Here is a 20,671-nt window from a genome sequence, read left to right as displayed (position 1 = left end):
AAATTACTGAGTGCTGATTTGTAGAAATGCAAATTTAATGCACGAAAGGTTACTTCCAAATGGTTAGTTAACAAGTAGACATACAGACTGGTTTTTATTTAATGTGAGGAATGAACTGTGAAACAGGTTCATAGTAATGCTTTAATTTCAAGTGTGACTGCTTGTGTAGTCTTAGCAGCGCAGCCAGTTTTGGCTCAGACAACTCAAATTACTGAAGTGCAACTAAATCCTGCTGATGGAGGAATTAGTGTTATTTTAAAGACTTCCTCTGGTGATAAGCCTCAGGTTTTTACCACCAAGAGGGATAAAGCCCTAGTCGCAGATATTATTAATACGCAATTGCGTTTACCTCAAGGTAAAAGTTTCCGACAAGAAAATCCAGCACCGGGAATCGCATCGGTTGAGGTTAATCAGTTAGATGCTAATAGTGTGCGGGTGACAGTAACTGGTAGTAATAATGCCCCCACTGGTAAGCCCTTAGTCCGACAAAATAACGGTTTGACTCTTGGCTTTACACCCAGCACAGACGCAACTGCATCAGCACCCACAACACCAAATACAGAAATATCATCATCAGCGACTCCATCTGAACCTGGTAAAAAGATAGAGGTGCTAGTACCTAACCCAGAAGTATCTATTGACGGACAACCTGCAAAAGCAGCCGGTCCTAATCAACCTTATAACCAAGCTCCTCCTTTCTTACCTAGAGCAGTTGCCCCACCAGTTGGAGATATTACTCAATCTAACACTGATACTTCTCCAACCGTGATTGATTTAGGCACTCAAGAACGAGTTCCGCGTCTAGTGTTGCGAGATGCACCAGTTAGAGAAGTTTTGTCACTTCTGGCTCGTGCGGCTGGTCTTAACCTAGCTTTTGTTGGTAGTGAAGGTGCAGGATCCGCAGGTACTACAGCAAGTAGTAGCCAATCTATTTCCCTAGATATAGAAAATGAACCTGTGCAAGATGTCTTTAACTACGTTCTACGCTTGAGTGGTTTAGAAGCAAACCGCAGTGGCAGAACAATTTTTGTCGGTACTAAACTGCCTAATTCCACCCGTGATATTGTGATGCGGAGTTTGCGACTAAATCAGGTAACTGTAGGAGTCGCGTTGAACTTTTTAGTGAGTATGGGTGCAGAAAGTGCTGTCAGCCGTGAAAGACAAGTTACTAATGTGAGTGCTGTGCCTGTAGGTACTGGAGTAGCACCCATTACCCAAACTCAGACGACTACAGAAACTAAAGTAGAAACTCAACGCATTAATTATACAGACTCAACGCCTTTATTGAGGGGGTTACAAGCACTAGGAGACGAGCGCACAAATGCTGTTACTTTGATTGGTTCTCCTAAACTAGTGGAGATGGCAACAACTCAATTAACTCAACTTGATATCCGCCGTCGTCAAGCAGTGGTTAATGTCAAGATTATTGATGTTAACTTATCAGGCGCTCAAGACTACAACACTAGCTTCTCTTTTGGGATTGGCAATAACTATTTTTCAATTGATGGTGGTGCAGCCAGTTTCAATTTTGGCGGTTCTAGACCAGCTACTAGTACTGAAGTTGCAAACAGTGTGACTAGTACACCAACCATCACTAATCCAATTACAGGAACGCCTTTTTTAAGCCCCACTGAGTCTACAGAAATAACTAGTGTTACACAAAACACAACCATAATTAACCAATCTGCACAAACACGAATTATACAAGGACAAACAGTTCCTCCAGGTGGCATTATCACCTTAGCTGGATCTGGTTTAACAACACCTCAGGCTATTTCGCCGGCATCGTCAAACGCATTATCAACAGGTATAACAGATATTACCCAACCGACGGATAACATTATCACTATAAACGCAGATGGAACTACAAGTGTATCTCAAGGTACTACGGGTACGGTAACAAATGCGCTCACTTCTCTATACCAGTTCCCCAAGAGACTTCTTGCTAGTTTGCAAGCTCAAGTAACAAGCGGCAATGCCAAGATTTTGACTGATCCAAGCCTGATTGTGCAAGAAGGTTCAACGGCTAACGTTAAACTAACGCAGGAAGTGGTAGGTAATATCACGAACACAACAACTAGTGGTAATAACATATCTACCCAAACGGTGACAGCAGAGAAAACAGACGTAGGTTTAACCCTTGCTGTCAAGATTGATAGAATTGATGACAATGGTTTTGTTTCTCTATCAGTAGCTCCTGTTGTTAAAGCACCTCAATCTTCTGCTGTGATCAATGTTGGGGGTAATAGCCAGACAATCTTCTTGGTATCTGAGCGATCTCTCAATTCTGGCACAATTCGTCTGCGAGATGGTCAAACGCTGATTCTTTCTGGTATTATTCAAGATCAAGACCGGACAAGTATCACCAAGGTTCCTATCTTAGGTGATATTCCCTTCATTGGTTCGCTGTTTAGACAAACAAACAGAACCAATGAACGCAGAGAGGTCATTGTTTTGCTGACACCACAGGTGATGGATGACTCTGAGCGTTCTGCTTATGGTTATAACTACACTCCTAGTCCACAGGTACGTCAAGTTCTGGAACGTCGTGGTTTGCAGGTTCCTGGTAGACCGTAGGCTGTGCAGATACCCGATTTCTTGGGTGAAGTCGGGTATCGCTCTCTAACTAGACCCAATTTTCTAAAGAGAATTCTCTTACCTGACGCATACGCTCAAAATCACTATCACAGGACACAATAATCAGTGAATGACGCAATGCTATAGCAGCTATCCATAAATCATTCTCACTAATACCAATTTCTGTTAGTTTAGTAGTCTGACGTTTACGCTTGTCTTGAGATCCAAATTGTTTAATAATTTCTGACTTGAAATCTCCATAAATTTCAGCCGTTTGGTTATCAATAGAATAGACATCTATAAAGATGATCCAATTTCACCAAATCAAAGCGACTTTTCTTCCCCCTGCTCCCTGTCCCCCTGCCGTCACAACGACGGGATATTTTTTTAGTTGGAAGTCTCTTAACATTTTAAGACCAGGAAAAAATAACTTTTATTCAGAATAGTATAATACGATAACTGTTTACATTCGTATATACAAATGTCATTTTTTTGTTATAATGGAAAGTGTAAATAGCTTTGATTGGGATGAAGGTAACTCGGCAAAATGCTGGAATCGCGTTTCTCAAGAAGAAATTGAGTATTTATTTCATCAAAACGATATTCTGATTACACCAGATATCAGGCATTCTGAAGATGAAGATAGATATCTTGCTATAGGAGTTTCCTGTAAAGGAAGGCACATTTTTGTAGCCTTTACCTTTCGCAATCAGCAAGAACAAAGACTGATTAGACCAATCAGTGCTAGATATATGCACGAAAAAGAGGTACGTTCCTATGAAGAAAACTTTCCCAAGAGTCAAAACGGATGAAGAAATAGAAGCACTCTTAGAAGACGATTTATCAGAGTACCTTCATTCTGGAAATTTTCAGCCTGTAACTTTTGAATTTCAGCCTAAAAACAAAAGTGTCAATGTCAGAATTTCCGAAGAAATGCTAGAAGCGGTTAAGAAGATTTCAAAAAAAGAGGGTATCCCCTATCAACGCTACATTAGACGAGCAATAGAAAGATCATTGGGTGCTGAATAATATTTGCTAATCCCCAGTACCCAGTTCCCACTAAGTATATATTCCTAAAAATGATGTGTTTCCAGGGCAACAATGAGGCAAAAAACACAAAAAATCCTGAAATCTATATAAATTAATGCTTTCATCTGTTCACTTCGGGCTACAACGGCTTAGAATGATTCATTGAAAAGTCGAGCCAATCTGATTTACAGCGGTTTTGAGTGTAAATACTCTTAAGGGACGATTTTTGTAATTCTGCAAACAGAGATTACTGTAAAGATGCGACAAATTACATCTTCCAAAAATCTCAGTAAACATTAAGGAGTTTGATATGAACAAGGGCGAATTAGTTGATGCAGTGGCTGAAAAGGCAAGTGTTACCAAAAAACAAGCGGATGCTGTCTTAAGCGCCGCTTTGGAAACAATTATTGAGGCTGTTTCCTCCGGTGATAAGGTAACTTTAGTAGGATTTGGTTCTTTTGAATCACGGGAACGCAAAGCTCGTGAAGGTCGTAACCCCAAAACCAATGAGAAAATGGAAATTCCTGCTACCAAGGTTCCTGCTTTCTCTGCTGGGAAGATGTTTAGAGAAAGAGTAGCACCCCCAAAAGAGTAGGTTCTGTTCTAGGAAATCTTTTTTTGATGCCACAACAAGCACACGGGGGGAATTTAGCTTGGGCAGCAGCACTGGCTGGCTGTCCCCCTGATGCTATTGTGGATTTTTCTGCCAGTATTAGCCCGTTGGGACCACCAGACAGCGTTATTGCTGCGATTGTGTCCCAACTTGGTAATCTGAGGCATTATCCAGACCCAGAATATAGTGAATTGAGACTAGCTCTGGGTCATTTCCATCAAGTTCCTTCTGAGTGGATTCTGCCTGGTAACGGTTCTGCGGAATTACTTACGTTAATAGGTAGGGAACTAGCGCAATTGGCGGCAACGATGTTAATTACTCCAGCATTTGGCGATTATTACCGCACTCTGACGGCTTATAACGCTAAAGTGCTGGAGTTTCCTGTTGATTTGAAAATAGGGAACAGGAGGGAAAAGGTAGAATCAAGAATGTTATTCTCCCCATCTCCCAATTGCGGTTTATTGCTGAATAACCCCCATAATCCAACAGGAAAGCTATTTTCACGGGCTTCTATTTTGCCTTACCTGGAAGAGTTTGCTTTGGTGGTGGTGGATGAGGCATTTATGGATTTTCTGCCTCCTGATGAAGAACAAAGCCTGATTGGGTTGGTGCAGGAATATGAAAATTTGGTGATTTTACGATCGCTCACAAAATTTTATAGTTTGCCTGGACTCAGGTTAGGATATGCGATCGCTCACCCCCACCGTCTTGCTAAATGGCAATCATGGCGAGATCCCTGGCCTGTCAATACTTTAGCCGCATCTGCTGCGATCGCCGCACTCCAAGATACGGAATTTCAACAACACACCTGGAAATGGCTACCACAGGCACGAAATCAACTCTTTCAAGGTCTAGCCTCAATGACCGGATTACAACCCTTAGAAGGTGCTGTTAACTACTTATTGGTGGAGTCTCAACAATCTACCTCCCAGTTACAAAAAAAATTACTCCAGCAGTACCAGATTTTAATTCGTGATTGTCTTAGTTTTAAAGAATTAGGCGATCGCTATTTCCGCATATCCATCCGTTCTGAAGCTGATAACCAACGCTTACTAACAGCCCTTGAATCAGTAATTCGTAATTCGTAATTCGTAATTCGTAATTAAAAATCAGGGCTTTTCCTATTTCCTATTCCCTATTCCCTATTCCCTATTCCCTATTCCCTATGAATATTGATTATGATCTCGTAATTATTGGCGGTACTATTGCCGGATACAAAGCTGCTTTAGCTGCAACTCAACTACACGCTAAAGTTGCCTTGATACAGCCTCAAATCAACTATGAGTTAAATTATCATTACGCACTGAGCGAATTGGGTAAAGCGGCGAATCTTAGCATTCTTGATTCACAGGTGAATACAACACCAGATATTTACTCAGACGGCACTAACGGTACTGCAGTACTAGCCAGAAAATTACAGCTAGGAATGCCTCAGGCCAACCACACACAAGCTTATAAAGAAACAATATTATATGCCCATGCGATCGCAGCAAACCTGACACAAATTAATTCTCTGACCAATTTAGCCGCCCAAGGAGTTGATGTCATCCTTGGTAATGGTCAATTTCAATCTTCTCCCCAACTAAGTTTTGCGATTAATGAGCGACTATTACGCGCTCGTACCTATTTACTCGCTTGTGGCTCACATCCCAAAATTCCCAACATTGAAGGATTACAAACCACAGGTTATTTAACCTTAGCTAATATTTGGCAATCATTAGAAAAACCAAACCCACCAAAAAATTGGGTAATTCTTGGTGGTTTACCCCAAAGCATTGAAATTGCCCAAACTTTAAAAAGGTTAGGTTGCCGCACGACACTGATACTAAATCATCCCTATATTTTTTCTCTTCTCGACCCTGAAATAGCCCAATTATTGATAGCAAAATTAGAAAGTGATGGAGTACGCGTCCTCACCGAAACAGTAGTAACTCAAATTCGGCAAATTGAAGATAAAAAATGGATTCAAGCAGGAGATAAAGCCATTGAAACTGATGAAATTTTAGTCGCAACTGGACAACAGCCAAATTTAGAATTTCTTAATTTAGCAGCAGTAGGTGTGAAATGGAATCAACATCGTTTAATAGTCAGTCAAAAACTACAAACTACAAACCCACGCATTTTCGCTTGTGGTGATGTTATCGGTGGTTATGATATTGCCAATATTGCCAATTATGAAGCTAATATTGCTCTGAAGAATGCTCTATTTTTTCCTAGAAACTCAGTTAATTATCGTTGTATTCCTTGGGTAATATCTTCGCAACCAATGGTGGCACAAATAGGTTTAACACAAGTGCAAGCTCAACGCCAATATGGTCAAAATCAGGTTTTAGTTTTCAAGCAATATTTTAAAACATTAACAGCCGCCCAATTCAGGGGAGAAATTACAGGTATTTGTAAATTAATTGTCCGCGAAAATGGGGAAATTTTAGGTGCTTCTATATTGGGAGAAGAAGCAGGAGAATTAATTAATTTAATTGCTTTGGCAATGTCACAAAATATCAAAGTTAAGCATTTGGCAAATTTAGCTCCTTTTTATCCCAGTTTCTCAGAAATTTTGATAGAAACGGCACAGCAATGGAGTAAGCAACGGTTAAATAAAAACCATGCTTTAGAAGAATTTTTGCAAAGTTTCTTTCATTTTCGTCGTGATTGGAATTTTTAACGTGTAAATTCAAAATAATTTGTAAACAGTGCGAGAAGCAGCAGAAAGTTACCAGAAATTAAATATGCGTTATCCAGAAACTTTGTAGAGACATTACATGGGTAGGCATTATCATCTCTACATTCTTTTTTAGAGATGTCTAATGAGTGAATTTCAAATCATGTCTTGATTCTTGGGAAGTCACCAACCCAACATTACCGGGAGGAGGGACAAGCCCTTTCTTAATGGCTTTTAGTTAAATAATTTACTATATCAAACCTAAACATCTGCTAGTTCTGCGAAGTTCGCTTGGAAGATTTTGCTTTTGGAATAAAGTAAAACCATGACGTATATAAAATCTGAATGATTCAGGAGTAGGAAATACATAAATTGGTCTAACTCCTCTGCGTGCAAGGTTTTGCACTAAACAAGACCCCAACCCAAGGCGGCGATAATCCGGCTTAACATATAAAGAAATCAACAACGAATAACTACCTTTGTTAGACTGTATAGCATAAGCTACTAAACGATTACTATGTTCTATTAGCAAAATTATTGAGCTATCTTGTCTATTAAAAATACTTGCTATTTGTAAAAAGGAAATTATTAATACTGAACCGCTTACTATAAGTGGTATTAATACTAGGGTTATCCAAAAGTCTTGAAAACTAATAGAACAATTTCCGATAATAATACACATAGCAGAAAAAATTAAAAAAATACCTGTTGTCATAAATAGAGTAAAAATAATTAGAATTTTAAAATCATTAAACCTCAAGAGAATAATTTGATATATTGCAGTAAGGTCGATATTACGGGCTTGGCGAATAGTATAATCTGGTGGTAAGAATGAAGCTCTAGTCATTTTTATAGTCTCTACTTGTCATTATGCCAACCTCTGAGCTAATTTCAATACGTTGCATAGTTTACACCTGCATCACACCCTATACAAGCCCCGCTGCTACTAAAGGCACGCTCAAGTTATCAGTACCACTAGGAGAAATTCCTTCTACTAAAGTGGCACAAGCACCACTAAGAACAGACGCTAAAATTGCCTTATTTATACTCACCAGAGTTGCTAAAGGGCTAAATAATGAACCAGGAAGTAGCCACAGCACCAAAAATATTACAGTTGTACTCACCAAAAACATGACTGCTGAACCTTCCCAAGAACGGATAGAATTTCCTACTTGGTACTGATGTTTTCCAAAACGCCTACCAATTAACGCTGCTAGTGCATCTCCCCAAGTCATAGACATCGCCCCAACTACAGCAATGGGAACGTTATCAATGAGGCCATTTGGTCGCCATAGTAAGGTAATAGAAATGGCAAAATATACAGTACCTGGTGAACTATCTTCTCTATCCATTGCACTAATGAATCGGTAACGGTACAAAAGATAATTGATACCAATAAAGGTAGCAAAGGGAATTATTCCTATTTGCCAGTTTTTGAATAAAAGTAAAATAGCAAAAACCCACATTCCTCCACCCACATGAATGATTTTGCGGGTGATATTCTGTTTGATACTAAAAAATCTATGTAATCCTTCACCAAAGAGAAGCAGACTAATGGCGTAGATATAGGAAGTAAATAATCCTATTAAGTCTTGGTTTGTGATAAATTCAAAGTTCATTATTAGAATTTTGAGTTGTTATTTTGTTTTTCACTATTGCGCTTTATACCTTTTTCTGTTAAGGAAACGCTACCCACACCTTGGAGAATACCACGTCCAATCAAACCTAAACCACGACCAACTATTTTGGTGAGTACAAAAACAATACCACTACCTGCAAAGCTGACTAGAGATTGTATTCGAGGTGTGATCGCATCACGAAATTCTAGCAACAATGTCATGACTAAGGGAATACCAGAAAGCTTTTCTAATTCTTGGTTACGAGGTGCATAAGTTGATATTTTAGCAATGCCACGAGGTGCAAATATAAATAGTTCATAACGACTTTCAAATATTGCTTGCGGCTCATTTACATAATTATTTAATCTGTATTTCCAAGATAAATTGTTTCTAAAGCGTTCAATTTCTCTTGTAGAAATCAATTGACGATCATAAAAATTTTGTTTAATTGTTTCTACATCAGCTAAAAAATTTAGCAATGGTTGGACTACACCATTAGCAATCTGAATTAACAAATTCTCTAAAATGATAGATGCTTGGGAATTTGCTGGTTCACTACCTGCTGTATAAGATGTGTTATCGACATACAAATCAGTTTGCCATAGTAGATAAGAAAACAACTCTTCAACCAAGGGAATTTTATTAAGAATTTCAGTTTCTACACCTGCTGCATTATTCAATAAAAAACTAACTATCTCTATATTTGTATCGCCTACACGTATTTGTGAATATTTACCATAAAAATCGGTAACTGCTGATTGCCATAAATTATTTAATATCTTATTTTTTAAATCAGGGAATTGCTTAATTTTGATTTGCGAATTATTTAGCTCATCTAACTGTTGCGACACTTTTTGTAAGATAAGATAAAGTAATTCTCTTTTTTTATCTTCCCGAAAAATATCAATTTCTAAAGGTGTATCTGTGATATTTTGTAAAGAAAACTGAAGTTTATGAATACAAGATGCAAATAATGTAGATTGTAGTGCTTTTGAACTCAGCAAAGGTGGTACAAAAGTTTGCATTTGTTGTGATTCTGGTTTACTAATAGCACTGCTCAGAAATGGAATCGGTGAGGGTTGAGGTGCTTGTATTGGTTGCCTTTCTTGCGGTGCAGATAATAAGTTATTAACCAGCCAGCGAGCAGCTAAAAGTTCTCGGCGATGTCCAGCGAGAATAGCTTGATCTAATATTGGTAGTCCGGGTATTTTTAGTTGTGCTGTGACTGCGGTAAGAGTTGTGTTAATGTGGCTAATCCCTGATAAACGGACATTATTCCGCAGCCTAGCAAAAGGTAAATGAGGTGATGAGGAATTTATTATTTTTGTTTTTTCTAACCAATAGTAACCATCATTTACTATTTCTTGGATGATGGGAACTAATTCAGAAATGGATATACCTTTGTGGCAATAGCCGTTTATACCTGTATTTTTTGCGGCTAACAGCAGTTCTGATGTAGAAATAGAACTCAGCAGCAAAATAGGTATATGGGGATATAAAGCTTTGAGTTGTCTACAGAATTGTAAGCCTATCTGCTGAGATTTGGGAGAAATTCCATTTCCTAACTCTAGGACTATGAAGTTTACTAGGCTGGCATCGGTCGCAGTAATTTCTGCTAAAACCTGCAAGGCTGCGGTATCTGTGGAAACATCAGCTACTATTTGGAGGTGGGAAATTGTTTCTAGAGCTACCCTTAATCCTAGACGAAATATGGGATCTGGGTCAATTAACAACAATCTTAAAGGGCGATCGCTCATAATCGAGTCAAATACACATAGACTTTCCAGCCATTATTTGTCAGTTGCAAAGGCAGGAGGCAGAAGACAAGAATTTTTGCTGTTAGCGTAGCGTGACTTAAGCCATACTCCTTTGATCATTAATCATTTAATTTTCAATTTATTTCTCCCCTTCTTATCTATCATTTATCATCCATCACCTGTGTTTCTTCTGGGTTGCGGTGGCCAAAAAAATTAATAGTGTAGCTAGTAATCTTCACTCCTGTTCGTAGCTCAACTTGGTTGATCAACTCTGCTGGTAGTTCTATATACACATCGAGAATTTGATTTGTATCTATACAGTTGACGTGACTGTGGACATCACTAATATTACCGTATAAACGCCCGTCGCAATGTTCAATACACTCGATAATACCCTGACTGGATAACGCTTCTAAATTTTGATAAACAGAAGTGTGTCCGATCTCTTTACCTTGTTGGTTCAAGCGATCGTAAATCTCTCTAGCAGAAAGATGTTCATTAGCTTGCCATAAAAGCTCTAGGATAAAACGTCGCTGACGGCTGACACGCATACCTAGCAATTGACACCGATCTATAGCATCTTCTAATGAACGAATTGGTTGTGTAGAAATAGCTTGTTTTTGCATATTTCAGTTTTAACTATCGGGATAGTTTTCCTTTTCAATAACGATTGTTGATTTTTTCTGCCAGGATAGGAAACACAACATTGTTTGCTTATGCCTGTGTTTTTGCTGTTAAGAGCCTAAGTAAACATAGGTTTAAGCAAGTTTTAGCTGTTAATTGACAGTTGCTATGTCAAATCCTAAGTCTAAAACAAAGTCATTACAACTTTAGCTTACAAATGCCGTAAATGTCCAGGTGAGGGCAGGTGTATTTTTTGTACTGGTAAATCAAATGATCAATTGTTTATGAGTAACAATTAGTAGATCAAAAAGTTATGATGGTGCAAGAATATCTTTGACGGCAACTTTAGTTGCGGCCGACTTATCCGCATATCTAAAACTAGGGAGCTTGCGTCTCTTTTTCCGGTCAAGTGCTAAAAACTGGTACAGTGGATTCTCGATTCCACTGTTGAACAATAAAGTAAGCAGCAATCAGTCAATGACAATCACAATCGCCCTTAATAACGACTTCATTAATAATCTGGATTTGTCACCTGCATTAACGGTAATTGAACCACTGCTGCAAGAGGAGTCCATTACATCTCACGAACAGCAGTTATGTTTTGAGATTAACTATACACGGGATGCCAATGATCCAAGGGAGCTTTCAGAAATACCAGAGGTACGGTTGTGGTTTGTGCGTCTTGATGCCAAGTATCCGTGGCTGCCATTTTTACTGGACTGGAAAGCGGGAGAATTTGTCCGTTACACTGCCATGCTAGTACCCCATCAGTTTAGTTCTAAAGAAGGGATACAGTATAATCCTGAAGCCTTAGAAATCTTTTTGATGCACAAGATCTTTATTTTGAGTGATTGGCTAAAACAGCAAAGTATCCCCACTCAATTCCGGCTCAAGTCTTTAGCGCAAATCCTGGGTTATGAATTAGAAGATACTTTTTTTGACATGATTGAAAAAAGCAGGTTGTAATAGTCCGAAATTTTCTGTAGGAACAATTCATGAATTGTCCCTACGCTTTTTCAACCACCCCAGATTTTTTCTAAAACGATCGCAGGTGGTATATCCCCTGTTTTGCCAGTGGGGGATTTAATCGCTAGGAACTTATCACTTTTTGGTAACAACTTCCCTGGATCTGTTGAGCCAAGTAGGGTGATAGTATAGGTTTGGACAGCTACACTTAGTTGTAGTGGCGCACTTTCAATAGAAAGCATTAAACTTGCACCGCCAATTATGGCAGTTAATTTGCCAATATCATCAGGGGACGTTATTTTGATATCTGGACAAGATTCTTGAAGTGAGCGCACAAATTGCTCATCATTAGCCTCTTTAATCACCATCACTGGTAAATGAGGCTGTTTATTTTGACAATCTTGAATAATTTGTTGCCAACTGGCTACAGGATAACTTGTATCTGAACAATTGCCAGAACCACCGGATATCAGGATGTAACCTGTTTCGTGTACCCCTAAGCGTTTTTGTTCTTGTTGCGCCCATTCCAGATCTGATTTGGGTACATTTACTGCTAAATCTGGGCAAGGTGTGTTGATACCCAAAGGTTGCAATAGGTTATGATACATTGCAGCTACATATTGAGATGTGTTTACAGGTACAGAATTAGTGAGAAAACCTGCACCTTTGCCTTTGTAGCCAATGCGTGTGGGAATTCCCGTCAACCAAAGTAACAAACCCACAAACCAGCTTGGTTCAACAGTAATGGCGATATCATATTCGCGATCGCGCATCATACCTACCAAGTTACCCCAATCTGCTAGACTGTTGCGATCTTTGTAATCAAAGCTTAATACCTCGTGAACTGATTTGCTCACTCGGTAGGCAGCCTTTGACCGGGGTTCGACAATGACATCTATTTGAGCGTGGGGATAGTTACGCTTTAGATCATCTAAGGTGGCAAAAAAGAGAATTTGATCGCCAATTCCACCAGGTACAAGGGCTACTACACGCATAATATTTATTGACGCTTACTCGCTCCTTATTTTAGGCGAATATAGGTAATGGGTAATTGGTAATTCGTAATTCATAATTTGTACTTGTAATTAAATTTTCCCCAATGCCCAATACCTAAGTTAAACATCGAGGAATATTGTGTATTTATTAATTCCTGCCGCAGGTAGTGGCAAAAGAATGGGTGCTGACCAGAATAAACTTTTTCTACAGGTGCGATCGCAATCAATTATTGCCTGGACTTTGCTGGCCGCACAAGCAGCAAGTTCTATTAGTTGGATCGGAATTATTTCCCAACCTCATGACTGGGAAGACTTCAAAGCAATTATGGCTGATTTAAAGTTAACTAAACCAATAGAATTAATTGCTGGTGGCTCGACCCGGCAAGAGTCAGTTTACAATGGCTTGCAGGCATTACCAGCAGATGCTCAACAAGTATTAATTCATGATGGTGCTAGGTGTTTAGCTACACCTGATTTACTGAATGCCTGCGCTGAAGCTATTCGCCATTATCGCGGGTTAATTGCCGCTGTACCTGTGAAAGACACAATTAAAATTGTTGATGAAAGTGGCATAATTCAAAGTACACCAGACCGAAGCCAACTCTGGGCGGCTCAAACTCCCCAAGGTTTTGATGTGGAGTTGTTAAAACAATGTCATGCTGAGGGTGTCCGTCAAGGGTGGGAAGTCACGGATGATGCGGCTTTATTTGAAAAATGTGGTATTGAAGTACATATAGTTCTAGGAGAGGAGACAAATTTAAAAATTACCACTCCCCAAGATTTAGCGATCGCAGAATTTATCCTCACTAATAGGTGATTGATGATTGGAAAGATAGCGGAGAGTATTGTTCTTCCTTCTGACTCCTGAACTCCTGCCTCCTGCCTCCTGCCTCCGAACTCCGAACTCCTGCCTCATAATGTCCAAAAAAAATATACCTATAGCGATCAAAATAGAAGCAATTCTTTATTTAAAGGGTAAACCCTTGTCTTTGAGTGAGATTGCCGAGTATGCCGGGTGCGATCGCGCTACAGCCGAAGAAGGGATAATTGAACTCATGGATGATTATGCCCGTCGAGATAGCGCCTTAGAAGTCGTAGAAAACCCAAATGGTTACAGTTTACAAGTCCGGTCAGATTTTCATGATTTAGTACAAACTTTGATACCTGTAGAATTAGGTGTAGGAGCTTTAAGGACTTTAGCTGCGATCGCTCTCAACAGTCCCATTCTCCAAAGCGACTTGATTGAACTCCGAGGTTCAGGAGTATATCAACACGTTCCTGAACTAGTGGAATTAGGTTTTGTTCGCAAACGCCGAGACAGCGATTCTCGTTCGTATTCATTACAAATCACACCGAAATTTCACCAATATTTTCAAATCGATCAACTCCCCCAAATCTTCCCCACAACCGCAAAAGAACAACAACTAGAACTAGAGTTAGAAGTACTGAATAACGAGTGACGAGTACCGAGTACCGAGTACCGAGTTTCGCTAACTTGATAACTCAATAGGTTTTTCAGCAAACCATAATTGACATACTCCCCTGACTCCGAACTCCGAACTCCTGACTCCTAATCCCTGCGAAAAATGCGTTAGGCTTGTACTATGGTTTAAAGTAGAATTAGCAACTAAGCTAAAAGAAATTGCCAATGGTGTTTGATCCTGACTTTTTGAATGACAACTCTGAGCAACACCCTAATCAGCTTTTGAACGATCACTTCGGGGAAAACCCTAATCAGTTACTCAAGTATTTACAGCATCAATCTCCCGAAGTCTTAGCCCGTGTAGCCCAGTCTGTAAGCCCGGAAATTAAACAAATCATTTCCCAAAACGTCCAAGGACTAGTGGGAATGCTCCCAGCAGAAAGTTTTAATGTCCAAATTACTACAGACCGGGATAACTTAGCGGGGCTGTTAGCATCAGCAATGATGACGGGGTATTTTTTGCGTCAGATGGAACAAAGGATGCAATTAGAGCATTTGTCTAACCAATAGTCAATGGTACAGACGTTATAAAACGCGTTTGTACTACTTACTATTTTTGAGGATAAGTTCCTGATATGACTTTAAAAGTTTGAGTTTTGCCCTTGCGGTTGACTTCAATTTCGAGAACGTCACCGACTGTACTAGAATCAACTATCTTCTGGACTTGGGCTGCAATTTTCACTGGTTTACCGTTGATTCTTTGAATCACATCTCCGGGGAGTAGTCCTCCTTGCTGTGCTGGTGAATTTTCCAGAACTTTCTTAATCGCAATCCCAACATCTGGTTGAATGTTAAGTTTATCTTCCTTATTTAACTGCTGTTTTTTGGTAGGGGAAAGGTCTACCATTTCAATGCCTAAAAAAGGGTGATCTGCTCGTCCTTTGGTAAATAGCTCTTTAGCAATACGAGCAGCAGTTTCAATGGGTATAGCAAAACCGAGTCCTTGGGCATCAGCGCGAATAGCCGTATTAACGCCGATTACCTCACCCTGAGCATTTAAGAGGGGTCCACCGGAATTACCAGGGTTAATGGCTGCATCAGTTTGGATAAAGCTAACGCGTTTATCAGGAACACCAACTTGAGCGCTGGTGCGATCTGTGGCGCTGATAATGCCAATAGTGACAGTATTATCTAAACCTAAAGGATTGCCAATAGCGATCGCCCATTGACCAGGAATTAAGTTTTGTGAATTACCTAACTTAACTATAGGCAACTTATCAGCCGGAATTTTGACCACGGCTACATCTGTCACAGCATCAACTCCCACCACCTTACCCTCAAAAGTCCGACCGTCTTTAAGGGTAACTAGTACTGTATCTGTATCTGCTACTACGTGAGCATTAGTCAATAATTCTCCATTTTCGCTCAAAATAAAACCTGAACCTGTACCACGTTCAATTCGTTCTTGGGGAATTGGTTCTTCATCCTCCCCGAAAAAACGACGAAACAGAGGATTTTTCAAAGCTTCAGAAATCGGATTTGCCACTTTGCGAGTCGCATTAATTCGTACAACCGCAGGCCCTACTTTCTGTACAGCAGCAGCAATAAAATTTACATTATCACCTCCAGCAGAATTCTCTAAGCCTTGAATAGGATAAGGAGTAATAGATTCTGGAGGTGAAGCCACAGTGATATTTTTTAACTCTCGAAAAGAGTGATTGTATCGTAGGAAATATCGACTACCCAAAACACCTGCACCACCGCTAATCACCACCAAACTCAGATAAACGGCCAGTTGCTTCACAGATAACTTCATATTAATTAATTAAGAATAATTAAGCTGACAGAAAAACAGTTACTAATTTCTAAGTGTAGTCAAGCAATTGATAACTGAGAAGATGAATTTAGATCATTTTGACTACACAATTGGGGATCATCTCCAGTCAAGCAAAAAAATTACCCCATCTTTACAATTACCCAACTAAAATCTAGAATTAGCGATCTCTGGATTTGTTGACATGAGTTTTCCCTTTCGTTCCATGTTTCTCTGTAGCTTAGTTAGCACTTTCGGACTAATCTCCACATTCCTACAACCGGAAAGTGCCAATGCAGCCAGTTGTCAAACTCCTGCCCTATCTCGTATCCAACGCCATCAAGTTACTCGTGGCGAAACTGTGGAGAGCATAGCACAGGGTTACAAGCTGATGCCAGCAACAATCATCAATATGAATCCATCAATAAACAACGGTACAGTCACAGCTGGTACTCAACTTCAAATTCCGCCCTTCAATGGAACTGTCGTAGAAGTACCTCGTGAGCAAACTTGGCGACAAGTCGCCGCTAGGTACAAAGTCCGTCCAGATACATTGTTTGAGATTAATGGTTGCCAACAAAACCCTAGAGTTGTTTTTGTGCCAGTTGTTCCTGGAGTAATAGCATCACCTAATCGTATTATTGCTGCTTCTCCTACACAAACTGCACCATCTGCAACAATAGCAGGTTATCCCTTACCGAATGGGACAACTGTAGCCTTAGCTTATGGTTGGCAAATAGAACCGATTTCAGGTAAAGTTTTTTTTCATAGTGGTGTCGATTTAGTAGCACCAGTGGGTACGACCGTGGAAGCGATCGCACCAGGCATTGTAGTATTTGCTAAAGATCAAGGTAGTTATGGCAAGTTAGTAATAATTAACCACATTGGCGGCTATCAAAGCCGTTACGCCCAACTTGAGACAATAAACGTTACTTTGGGTCAAATGATTAAAGCAGGTGAAACAATTGGAACTGTAGGCACTACAGGAACACCAACTTCTAGAGAACCTCATCTACATTTTGAAATTCGTTTTAATGGTTCCCTGGGTTGGGAAGCAAAAGATCCCAAAGCTTATTTCACAAAATGAGGGTAATTCGTAATTCGCAATTCGTAAGAATTTATTACCAATTACCAATTACCAATTGTTCCGTTGATTTAATAATGTGCATTCCCGCTTCAGCAAATCTGGCAAATGTTGCATTAGCTGATTCTGTATAGTCAACTATTCCCGGAACCACAACAGGAGAAGTGCAATCTTCAAGTAGATAAATTTTATTTGTTAGGGTGCTATCTACCCCTTTAATTTCTGTTAATAGATCATCAATTGTCCAAGCAACACAATGACTTTTAGCTTGTCCACCGATAATCACCGCATCAAATTCTAAAAGTTGTTTGATTAAATTTGTATTTTTTTTAGCAATTGGCTTTTCGTCAAAACCTACTAAAACTTCTGGACGTAAAATAGAATAATTTTCAGTTAAAGGATTTTCACCTTTTAACTCAAATTGGGTTTGGCTTTGACGGGCGATACTATGAAAAAATATCGCTTCTTCCACCGATGAAACCAAAGCATGACCAATTCCCCCTAACATGGAATGATAAGGCCAAACTGTTAATGGGTATTTCCCGTTTTGGCTAAGTTGTTTTACATAATGAAAAGCCTGTTTTTTTAATAGTTCATAATCCCCATTAGTGACACTATTAGCAACTGCTGGGTTAACTTGCCAAATTCCTTTTTCTATATCTGCGGGTGTAATGTTAGTTGATGCTGGTGTTGGGTGTTCCCCATCTGCATTTATCCAAAAAATAGGATGAAATATTTGCATCGCTGAGTGAGTATCCAGGGTAGGAACAATTTTTGTAATTACCCCTAAATTGCGATACATAAATTCACACAATCTTTTATTATCATCAACTGCACCAGTTCCAGTTTGTCCACCTACATATAATTCAAAATCAGGAATACAAAATGTATTTTGGACATCTATTAATAATAGACAAATGCGAGTTTTATCTGTAGATGCTGGTGAGATATTTTGTTGTTTTGCAAATGTTTCCGCTTCAGCAGCACGTTGTTGGTAAGGTACACGCCATACTTCGCCGACTTTTGCAGGGTTGAAGTGTGCGGGAATAGGGAGTTGGATTCGGGTAGTCATAAGTGTATTAAAACTTGGTAACAGATAGGTTTTGGTAGTGGAAAACCGCAATAGCCAATGTTAAGAAAAGTAACCTGATACTTGATAATTTTAATTCTGTCAGGTATTCTGATGAGACCTTAGTAAGTATAGTTTAATGCTTTTGCTGTGTTAACGCTACTAATTGACAAGTATGAAAAAGAACTTCAAATTTTAGAAGAATCTACCAAAGTATCACCTAAAGAAATTTTACAAGTTTTTTTGGTGCGCGATCGCATCCAGAAACTATTAAATGACAAAACAGATGTTCCAGCAGACATTCTGTTGAAATTATTTGAATTGGATGAACACTTAAAAAAACAAGCAGATAAAATTAGTCAAACTGCACAATTAGATACATGGCGTAATAGTCTAGAAATACCTATTCATCATTGGTGGTGGTTTTTAAAATCGGAAATTCATCGTTTTGATAAACTTGATTGGTTATGTAATTCGTTAACAGTTACTTGTTTGACTGTTTCCATGAGTTTAGTAGTTGATATTTCCACACGATTTTTAGGTGGAGGAATAGCGGTTGGTAGTGTGTTTGCCACAATTTTTCCTAGTATTTTAACTCTATTAACTGCGGGTGGAGTTTTAACAGAAACAGGAAAAATAGCGATTGAAAAACTGTTGTTAAAAGTGAAAATTAAACCCTATTTTTGGGCAGAAACAAAACTAGGAATTTCAGGAATACTTTTATTTGGATTAATTGGGTTTAAATTTTATCTACCTATAATAGCGGAAGAACATAATAAAAAAGGTTTGGAAAGCTATAGAAATCATAACTGGGATAACGCAGTTTCTCACTATGAGAAAGCTATTAGTCTTGATTCAGAGAATGCTCAAGCTCACAGAAATTTGGGACTTATTTATGAACAACTACAAGATAAAGAAAAAGCCAAGAGCGAATATAAATTAGCAATCCAGGGTAACTTACCAATGGCATATAGTAGCCTCGCAAGATTATATCTTTTGGAGAAAAAACCCACTGAAGCAGTTTCATTACTTTATATATTTTGGAATTTGCAGCCAAAAGTTAATGGAAACCCTCAAAAAGATGATGATATTTTACGCTACAATCTACATAAAAATTTTGGTTGGGCTAGATTTCAGCAAAACCGATATGAGGAGGCAAAAACATTACTAGAAAAGGCTATTTCTTATCATGAAAAAATTCCTGATGATGATGACAGAAAGGATGGTGCAGCGGATTGCTTAATGGCTCAGGTTTTAGAAAAATTAAAAGAGATGGAAACATCCAAAAAATATTGGGATTCATGTCTAGATGCTAATAATCGTCTACCAGAGGTAGATGGATGGAAAGTGATCGCTCGTGAACGCACAACAAACAAAGGAGAAAACTAATGGCTAAAATTACTGTAATCAATAACACTGTAGAGTTTAAAAATAAAAATAGTAACACTTGGATAAAAATAGCAAAAGGCAGTTCTCAACAAATTGTAAGAGGAGATAGCATTAGAAAAACAACAGCATCTGGTAGTATTTCTGTTGTTTGTAATAATGGAGTATCAGGGCAAGATTTGTTTACAGTTAATCAATCATTTAGATTATCAGATATATGTCCAATTAATCCTCCACAGTCAACACCAAATAATGCTATCCCTGTGATTATTACCCCCCGTAGTACTTTCCTAATCTCTAATCAACCAATTATACGCTGGAATAATGCTATTGGTGCTACCAGCTACACTATTCAATTAATTGACCAAGACGCAAATGAAATATGGAAAAAAGATGTCAATAGTAGTGATGTTTGTCAAGGGGGTATTTGTGAAACTCACTATTCAGGCAATTCTTTAGAAACAAATCAAATTTACAAGTTAATCATTAATACTAATACGGGACGATCTACTCAGGAAATCGCTGTTCCAAATATGGGTTTTCAAGTCATAGATGCTGCTAGAGTATCAGAAATTAATCAGAAAATTGAGGACACTAAAAGTCTAGGATTATCAAATACAGAACAGGCATTAAAAATATCTGAAATCTATGAACAAGATAACTTAATTGCCGAAGCAATTTTAATTTTAGAAAACTTAAGCGACACTGACAAAACTTCTGATATTTACTGTAAATTAGGTCAATTTTATTATTACTACCTTGACTTAACAAGCGAGGGTGAAGAACTATTACAAACTGCGATAGATAAAGCATCAGACGAAAAACAATTAGCTGTAGCACAGTTAGAACTAGCAGAGGTTAAAATTATTTTTGGTCAAAAAGCTGAAGCTAAAACTTTATTAGAACAGTCTTTGAATAACTATACACTATTGGCAGAACAAGATGATATTGATTACGTGAATCAAAAAATTCAACAATTATCGCCATAGATTGATAGGATAATAAAAAATAAAATGCTTCATCTTGCGGATAAATTTCTATAAATTAACAAATT

The 20,671-nt window shown here is 38.7% G+C and carries 21 protein-coding genes; 13 read left to right on the top strand and 8 right to left on the bottom strand.

Annotated features, from left to right (window positions below; all coding sequences use genetic code 11):
• Positions 1–117: 117 nt before the first annotated feature.
• On the top strand, positions 118–2,577 hold the full coding sequence (locus tag ACOWPH_RS04445) for a type IV pilus secretin family protein (RefSeq protein ID WP_015214183.1): 2,460 nt from the start codon (positions 118–120) through the stop codon (positions 2,575–2,577).
• Between the two features lie 49 nt (positions 2,578–2,626).
• Here the strand turns inward: ACOWPH_RS04445 and ACOWPH_RS04440 are convergent, their stop codons facing one another.
• The gene (locus tag ACOWPH_RS04440; protein WP_280514236.1) at positions 2,627–2,815 is read right to left on the bottom strand and encodes a PIN domain-containing protein; all 189 of its coding nucleotides are present in this window, start codon (positions 2,813–2,815) and stop codon (positions 2,627–2,629) included.
• Between the two features lie 262 nt (positions 2,816–3,077).
• On the opposite strand from ACOWPH_RS04440, the gene ACOWPH_RS04435 reads away from it, so the two are divergent.
• The 5 genes from ACOWPH_RS04435 (at position 3,078) to ACOWPH_RS04415 (ending at position 6,884) form a co-directional block, all read left to right on the top strand.
• A complete protein-coding gene (locus ACOWPH_RS04435) occupies positions 3,078–3,389 on the top strand; it encodes a BrnT family toxin (protein WP_015214182.1) in 312 nt (103 codons plus the stop codon).
• Positions 3,355–3,606 (top strand): CopG family antitoxin, encoded by a 252-nt coding sequence (locus ACOWPH_RS04430; protein WP_015214181.1) that lies wholly within the window; start codon positions 3,355–3,357, stop codon positions 3,604–3,606. Before ACOWPH_RS04435 ends, ACOWPH_RS04430 begins: the two co-directional genes overlap by 35 nt.
• Before the next feature lie 310 nt (positions 3,607–3,916).
• Positions 3,917–4,201 carry an HU family DNA-binding protein gene (locus ACOWPH_RS04425; RefSeq protein ID WP_015214180.1) on the top strand — a complete coding sequence of 95 codons (285 nt, stop codon included), beginning with the start codon at positions 3,917–3,919 and terminating at the stop codon, positions 4,199–4,201.
• Between the two features lie 26 nt (positions 4,202–4,227).
• Positions 4,228–5,307 carry a threonine-phosphate decarboxylase CobD gene (gene cobD, locus ACOWPH_RS04420; RefSeq protein WP_015214179.1) on the top strand — a complete coding sequence of 360 codons (1,080 nt, stop codon included), beginning with the start codon at positions 4,228–4,230 and terminating at the stop codon, positions 5,305–5,307.
• Positions 5,308–5,384: 77 nt separating this feature from the next.
• Positions 5,385–6,884: a dihydrolipoyl dehydrogenase family protein gene (locus ACOWPH_RS04415; RefSeq protein WP_015214178.1), complete on the top strand. Its 1,500-nt coding sequence runs from the start codon at positions 5,385–5,387 to the stop codon at positions 6,882–6,884.
• Between the two features lie 247 nt (positions 6,885–7,131).
• Here ACOWPH_RS04415 and ACOWPH_RS04410 read toward each other — a convergent pair whose 3' ends face one another.
• The 4 genes from ACOWPH_RS04410 to ACOWPH_RS04395 all read right to left on the bottom strand — a co-directional run bounded on the left by ACOWPH_RS04410 (position 7,132) and on the right by ACOWPH_RS04395 (position 10,883).
• Positions 7,132–7,728, bottom strand: coding sequence for a GNAT family N-acetyltransferase (locus ACOWPH_RS04410; RefSeq protein ID WP_015214177.1), 597 nt, complete (start codon positions 7,726–7,728; stop codon positions 7,132–7,134).
• A 79-nt stretch (positions 7,729–7,807) separates the two neighbouring features.
• Positions 7,808–8,500 (bottom strand): diacylglycerol/polyprenol kinase family protein, encoded by a 693-nt coding sequence (locus tag ACOWPH_RS04405; protein ID WP_015214176.1) that lies wholly within the window; start codon positions 8,498–8,500, stop codon positions 7,808–7,810.
• A 2-nt stretch (positions 8,501–8,502) separates the two neighbouring features.
• Positions 8,503–10,257, bottom strand: a complete 1,755-nt coding sequence (locus ACOWPH_RS04400) for a DUF3685 domain-containing protein (protein WP_015214175.1) — start codon at positions 10,255–10,257, stop codon at positions 8,503–8,505.
• A gap of 161 nt (positions 10,258–10,418) precedes the next feature.
• Positions 10,419–10,883: a Fur family transcriptional regulator gene (locus ACOWPH_RS04395; protein ID WP_015214174.1), complete on the bottom strand. Its 465-nt coding sequence runs from the start codon at positions 10,881–10,883 to the stop codon at positions 10,419–10,421.
• A gap of 475 nt (positions 10,884–11,358) precedes the next feature.
• On the opposite strand from ACOWPH_RS04395, the gene ACOWPH_RS04390 reads away from it, so the two are divergent.
• Positions 11,359–11,847: a CRR6 family NdhI maturation factor gene (locus ACOWPH_RS04390; RefSeq protein WP_015214173.1), complete on the top strand. Its 489-nt coding sequence runs from the start codon at positions 11,359–11,361 to the stop codon at positions 11,845–11,847.
• A gap of 50 nt (positions 11,848–11,897) precedes the next feature.
• Here ACOWPH_RS04390 and ACOWPH_RS04385 read toward each other — a convergent pair whose 3' ends face one another.
• Entirely contained in the window at positions 11,898–12,842 is a 945-nt protein-coding gene (locus ACOWPH_RS04385; protein ID WP_015214172.1) for a glycosyltransferase family 9 protein, read from the bottom strand.
• Positions 12,843–12,981: 139 nt separating this feature from the next.
• Between ACOWPH_RS04385 and ispD the strand changes: the two genes are divergently transcribed.
• The 3 genes from ispD to ACOWPH_RS04370 all read left to right on the top strand — a co-directional run bounded on the left by ispD (position 12,982) and on the right by ACOWPH_RS04370 (position 14,835).
• On the top strand, positions 12,982–13,659 hold the full coding sequence (gene ispD / locus ACOWPH_RS04380) for a 2-C-methyl-D-erythritol 4-phosphate cytidylyltransferase (protein WP_015214171.1): 678 nt from the start codon (positions 12,982–12,984) through the stop codon (positions 13,657–13,659).
• A 100-nt stretch (positions 13,660–13,759) separates the two neighbouring features.
• Positions 13,760–14,302 (top strand): SMC-Scp complex subunit ScpB, encoded by a 543-nt coding sequence (scpB, locus tag ACOWPH_RS04375; RefSeq protein WP_015214170.1) that lies wholly within the window; start codon positions 13,760–13,762, stop codon positions 14,300–14,302.
• A gap of 188 nt (positions 14,303–14,490) precedes the next feature.
• Positions 14,491–14,835 (top strand): DUF760 domain-containing protein, encoded by a 345-nt coding sequence (locus ACOWPH_RS04370; RefSeq protein WP_015214169.1) that lies wholly within the window; start codon positions 14,491–14,493, stop codon positions 14,833–14,835.
• A gap of 40 nt (positions 14,836–14,875) precedes the next feature.
• Here the strand turns inward: ACOWPH_RS04370 and ACOWPH_RS04365 are convergent, their stop codons facing one another.
• Complete coding sequence (locus ACOWPH_RS04365; RefSeq protein WP_015214168.1) at positions 14,876–16,081, bottom strand: HhoA/HhoB/HtrA family serine endopeptidase; 1,206 nt, start codon at positions 16,079–16,081, stop codon at positions 14,876–14,878.
• Between the two features lie 202 nt (positions 16,082–16,283).
• Between ACOWPH_RS04365 and ACOWPH_RS04360 the strand changes: the two genes are divergently transcribed.
• The gene (locus ACOWPH_RS04360; RefSeq protein ID WP_015214167.1) at positions 16,284–17,165 is read left to right on the top strand and encodes a LysM peptidoglycan-binding domain-containing M23 family metallopeptidase; all 882 of its coding nucleotides are present in this window, start codon (positions 16,284–16,286) and stop codon (positions 17,163–17,165) included.
• Positions 17,166–17,199: 34 nt separating this feature from the next.
• Here ACOWPH_RS04360 and ACOWPH_RS04355 read toward each other — a convergent pair whose 3' ends face one another.
• Positions 17,200–18,234: a hypothetical protein gene (locus ACOWPH_RS04355; RefSeq protein WP_015214166.1), complete on the bottom strand. Its 1,035-nt coding sequence runs from the start codon at positions 18,232–18,234 to the stop codon at positions 17,200–17,202.
• Positions 18,235–18,381: 147 nt separating this feature from the next.
• Between ACOWPH_RS04355 and ACOWPH_RS04350 the strand changes: the two genes are divergently transcribed.
• Together ACOWPH_RS04350 and ACOWPH_RS04345 are read left to right on the top strand one after the other, a co-directional pair.
• Positions 18,382–19,620, top strand: a complete 1,239-nt coding sequence (locus tag ACOWPH_RS04350) for a tetratricopeptide repeat protein (protein WP_015214165.1) — start codon at positions 18,382–18,384, stop codon at positions 19,618–19,620.
• Entirely contained in the window at positions 19,620–20,606 is a 987-nt protein-coding gene (locus tag ACOWPH_RS04345; RefSeq protein ID WP_015214164.1) for a tetratricopeptide repeat protein, read from the top strand. The genes ACOWPH_RS04350 and ACOWPH_RS04345 overlap by 1 nt, the downstream gene beginning before the upstream one ends.
• Positions 20,607–20,671 lie beyond the last annotated feature (65 nt).

The organism is Anabaena sp. PCC 7938 (assembly GCF_049315035.1).
GTDB lineage: Bacteria > Cyanobacteriota > Cyanobacteriia > Cyanobacteriales > Nostocaceae > Anabaena > Anabaena cylindrica.
The sequence above is the reverse complement of the archived record's forward strand: the minus strand, read 5'-3'. Positions and strand labels throughout refer to the sequence as shown.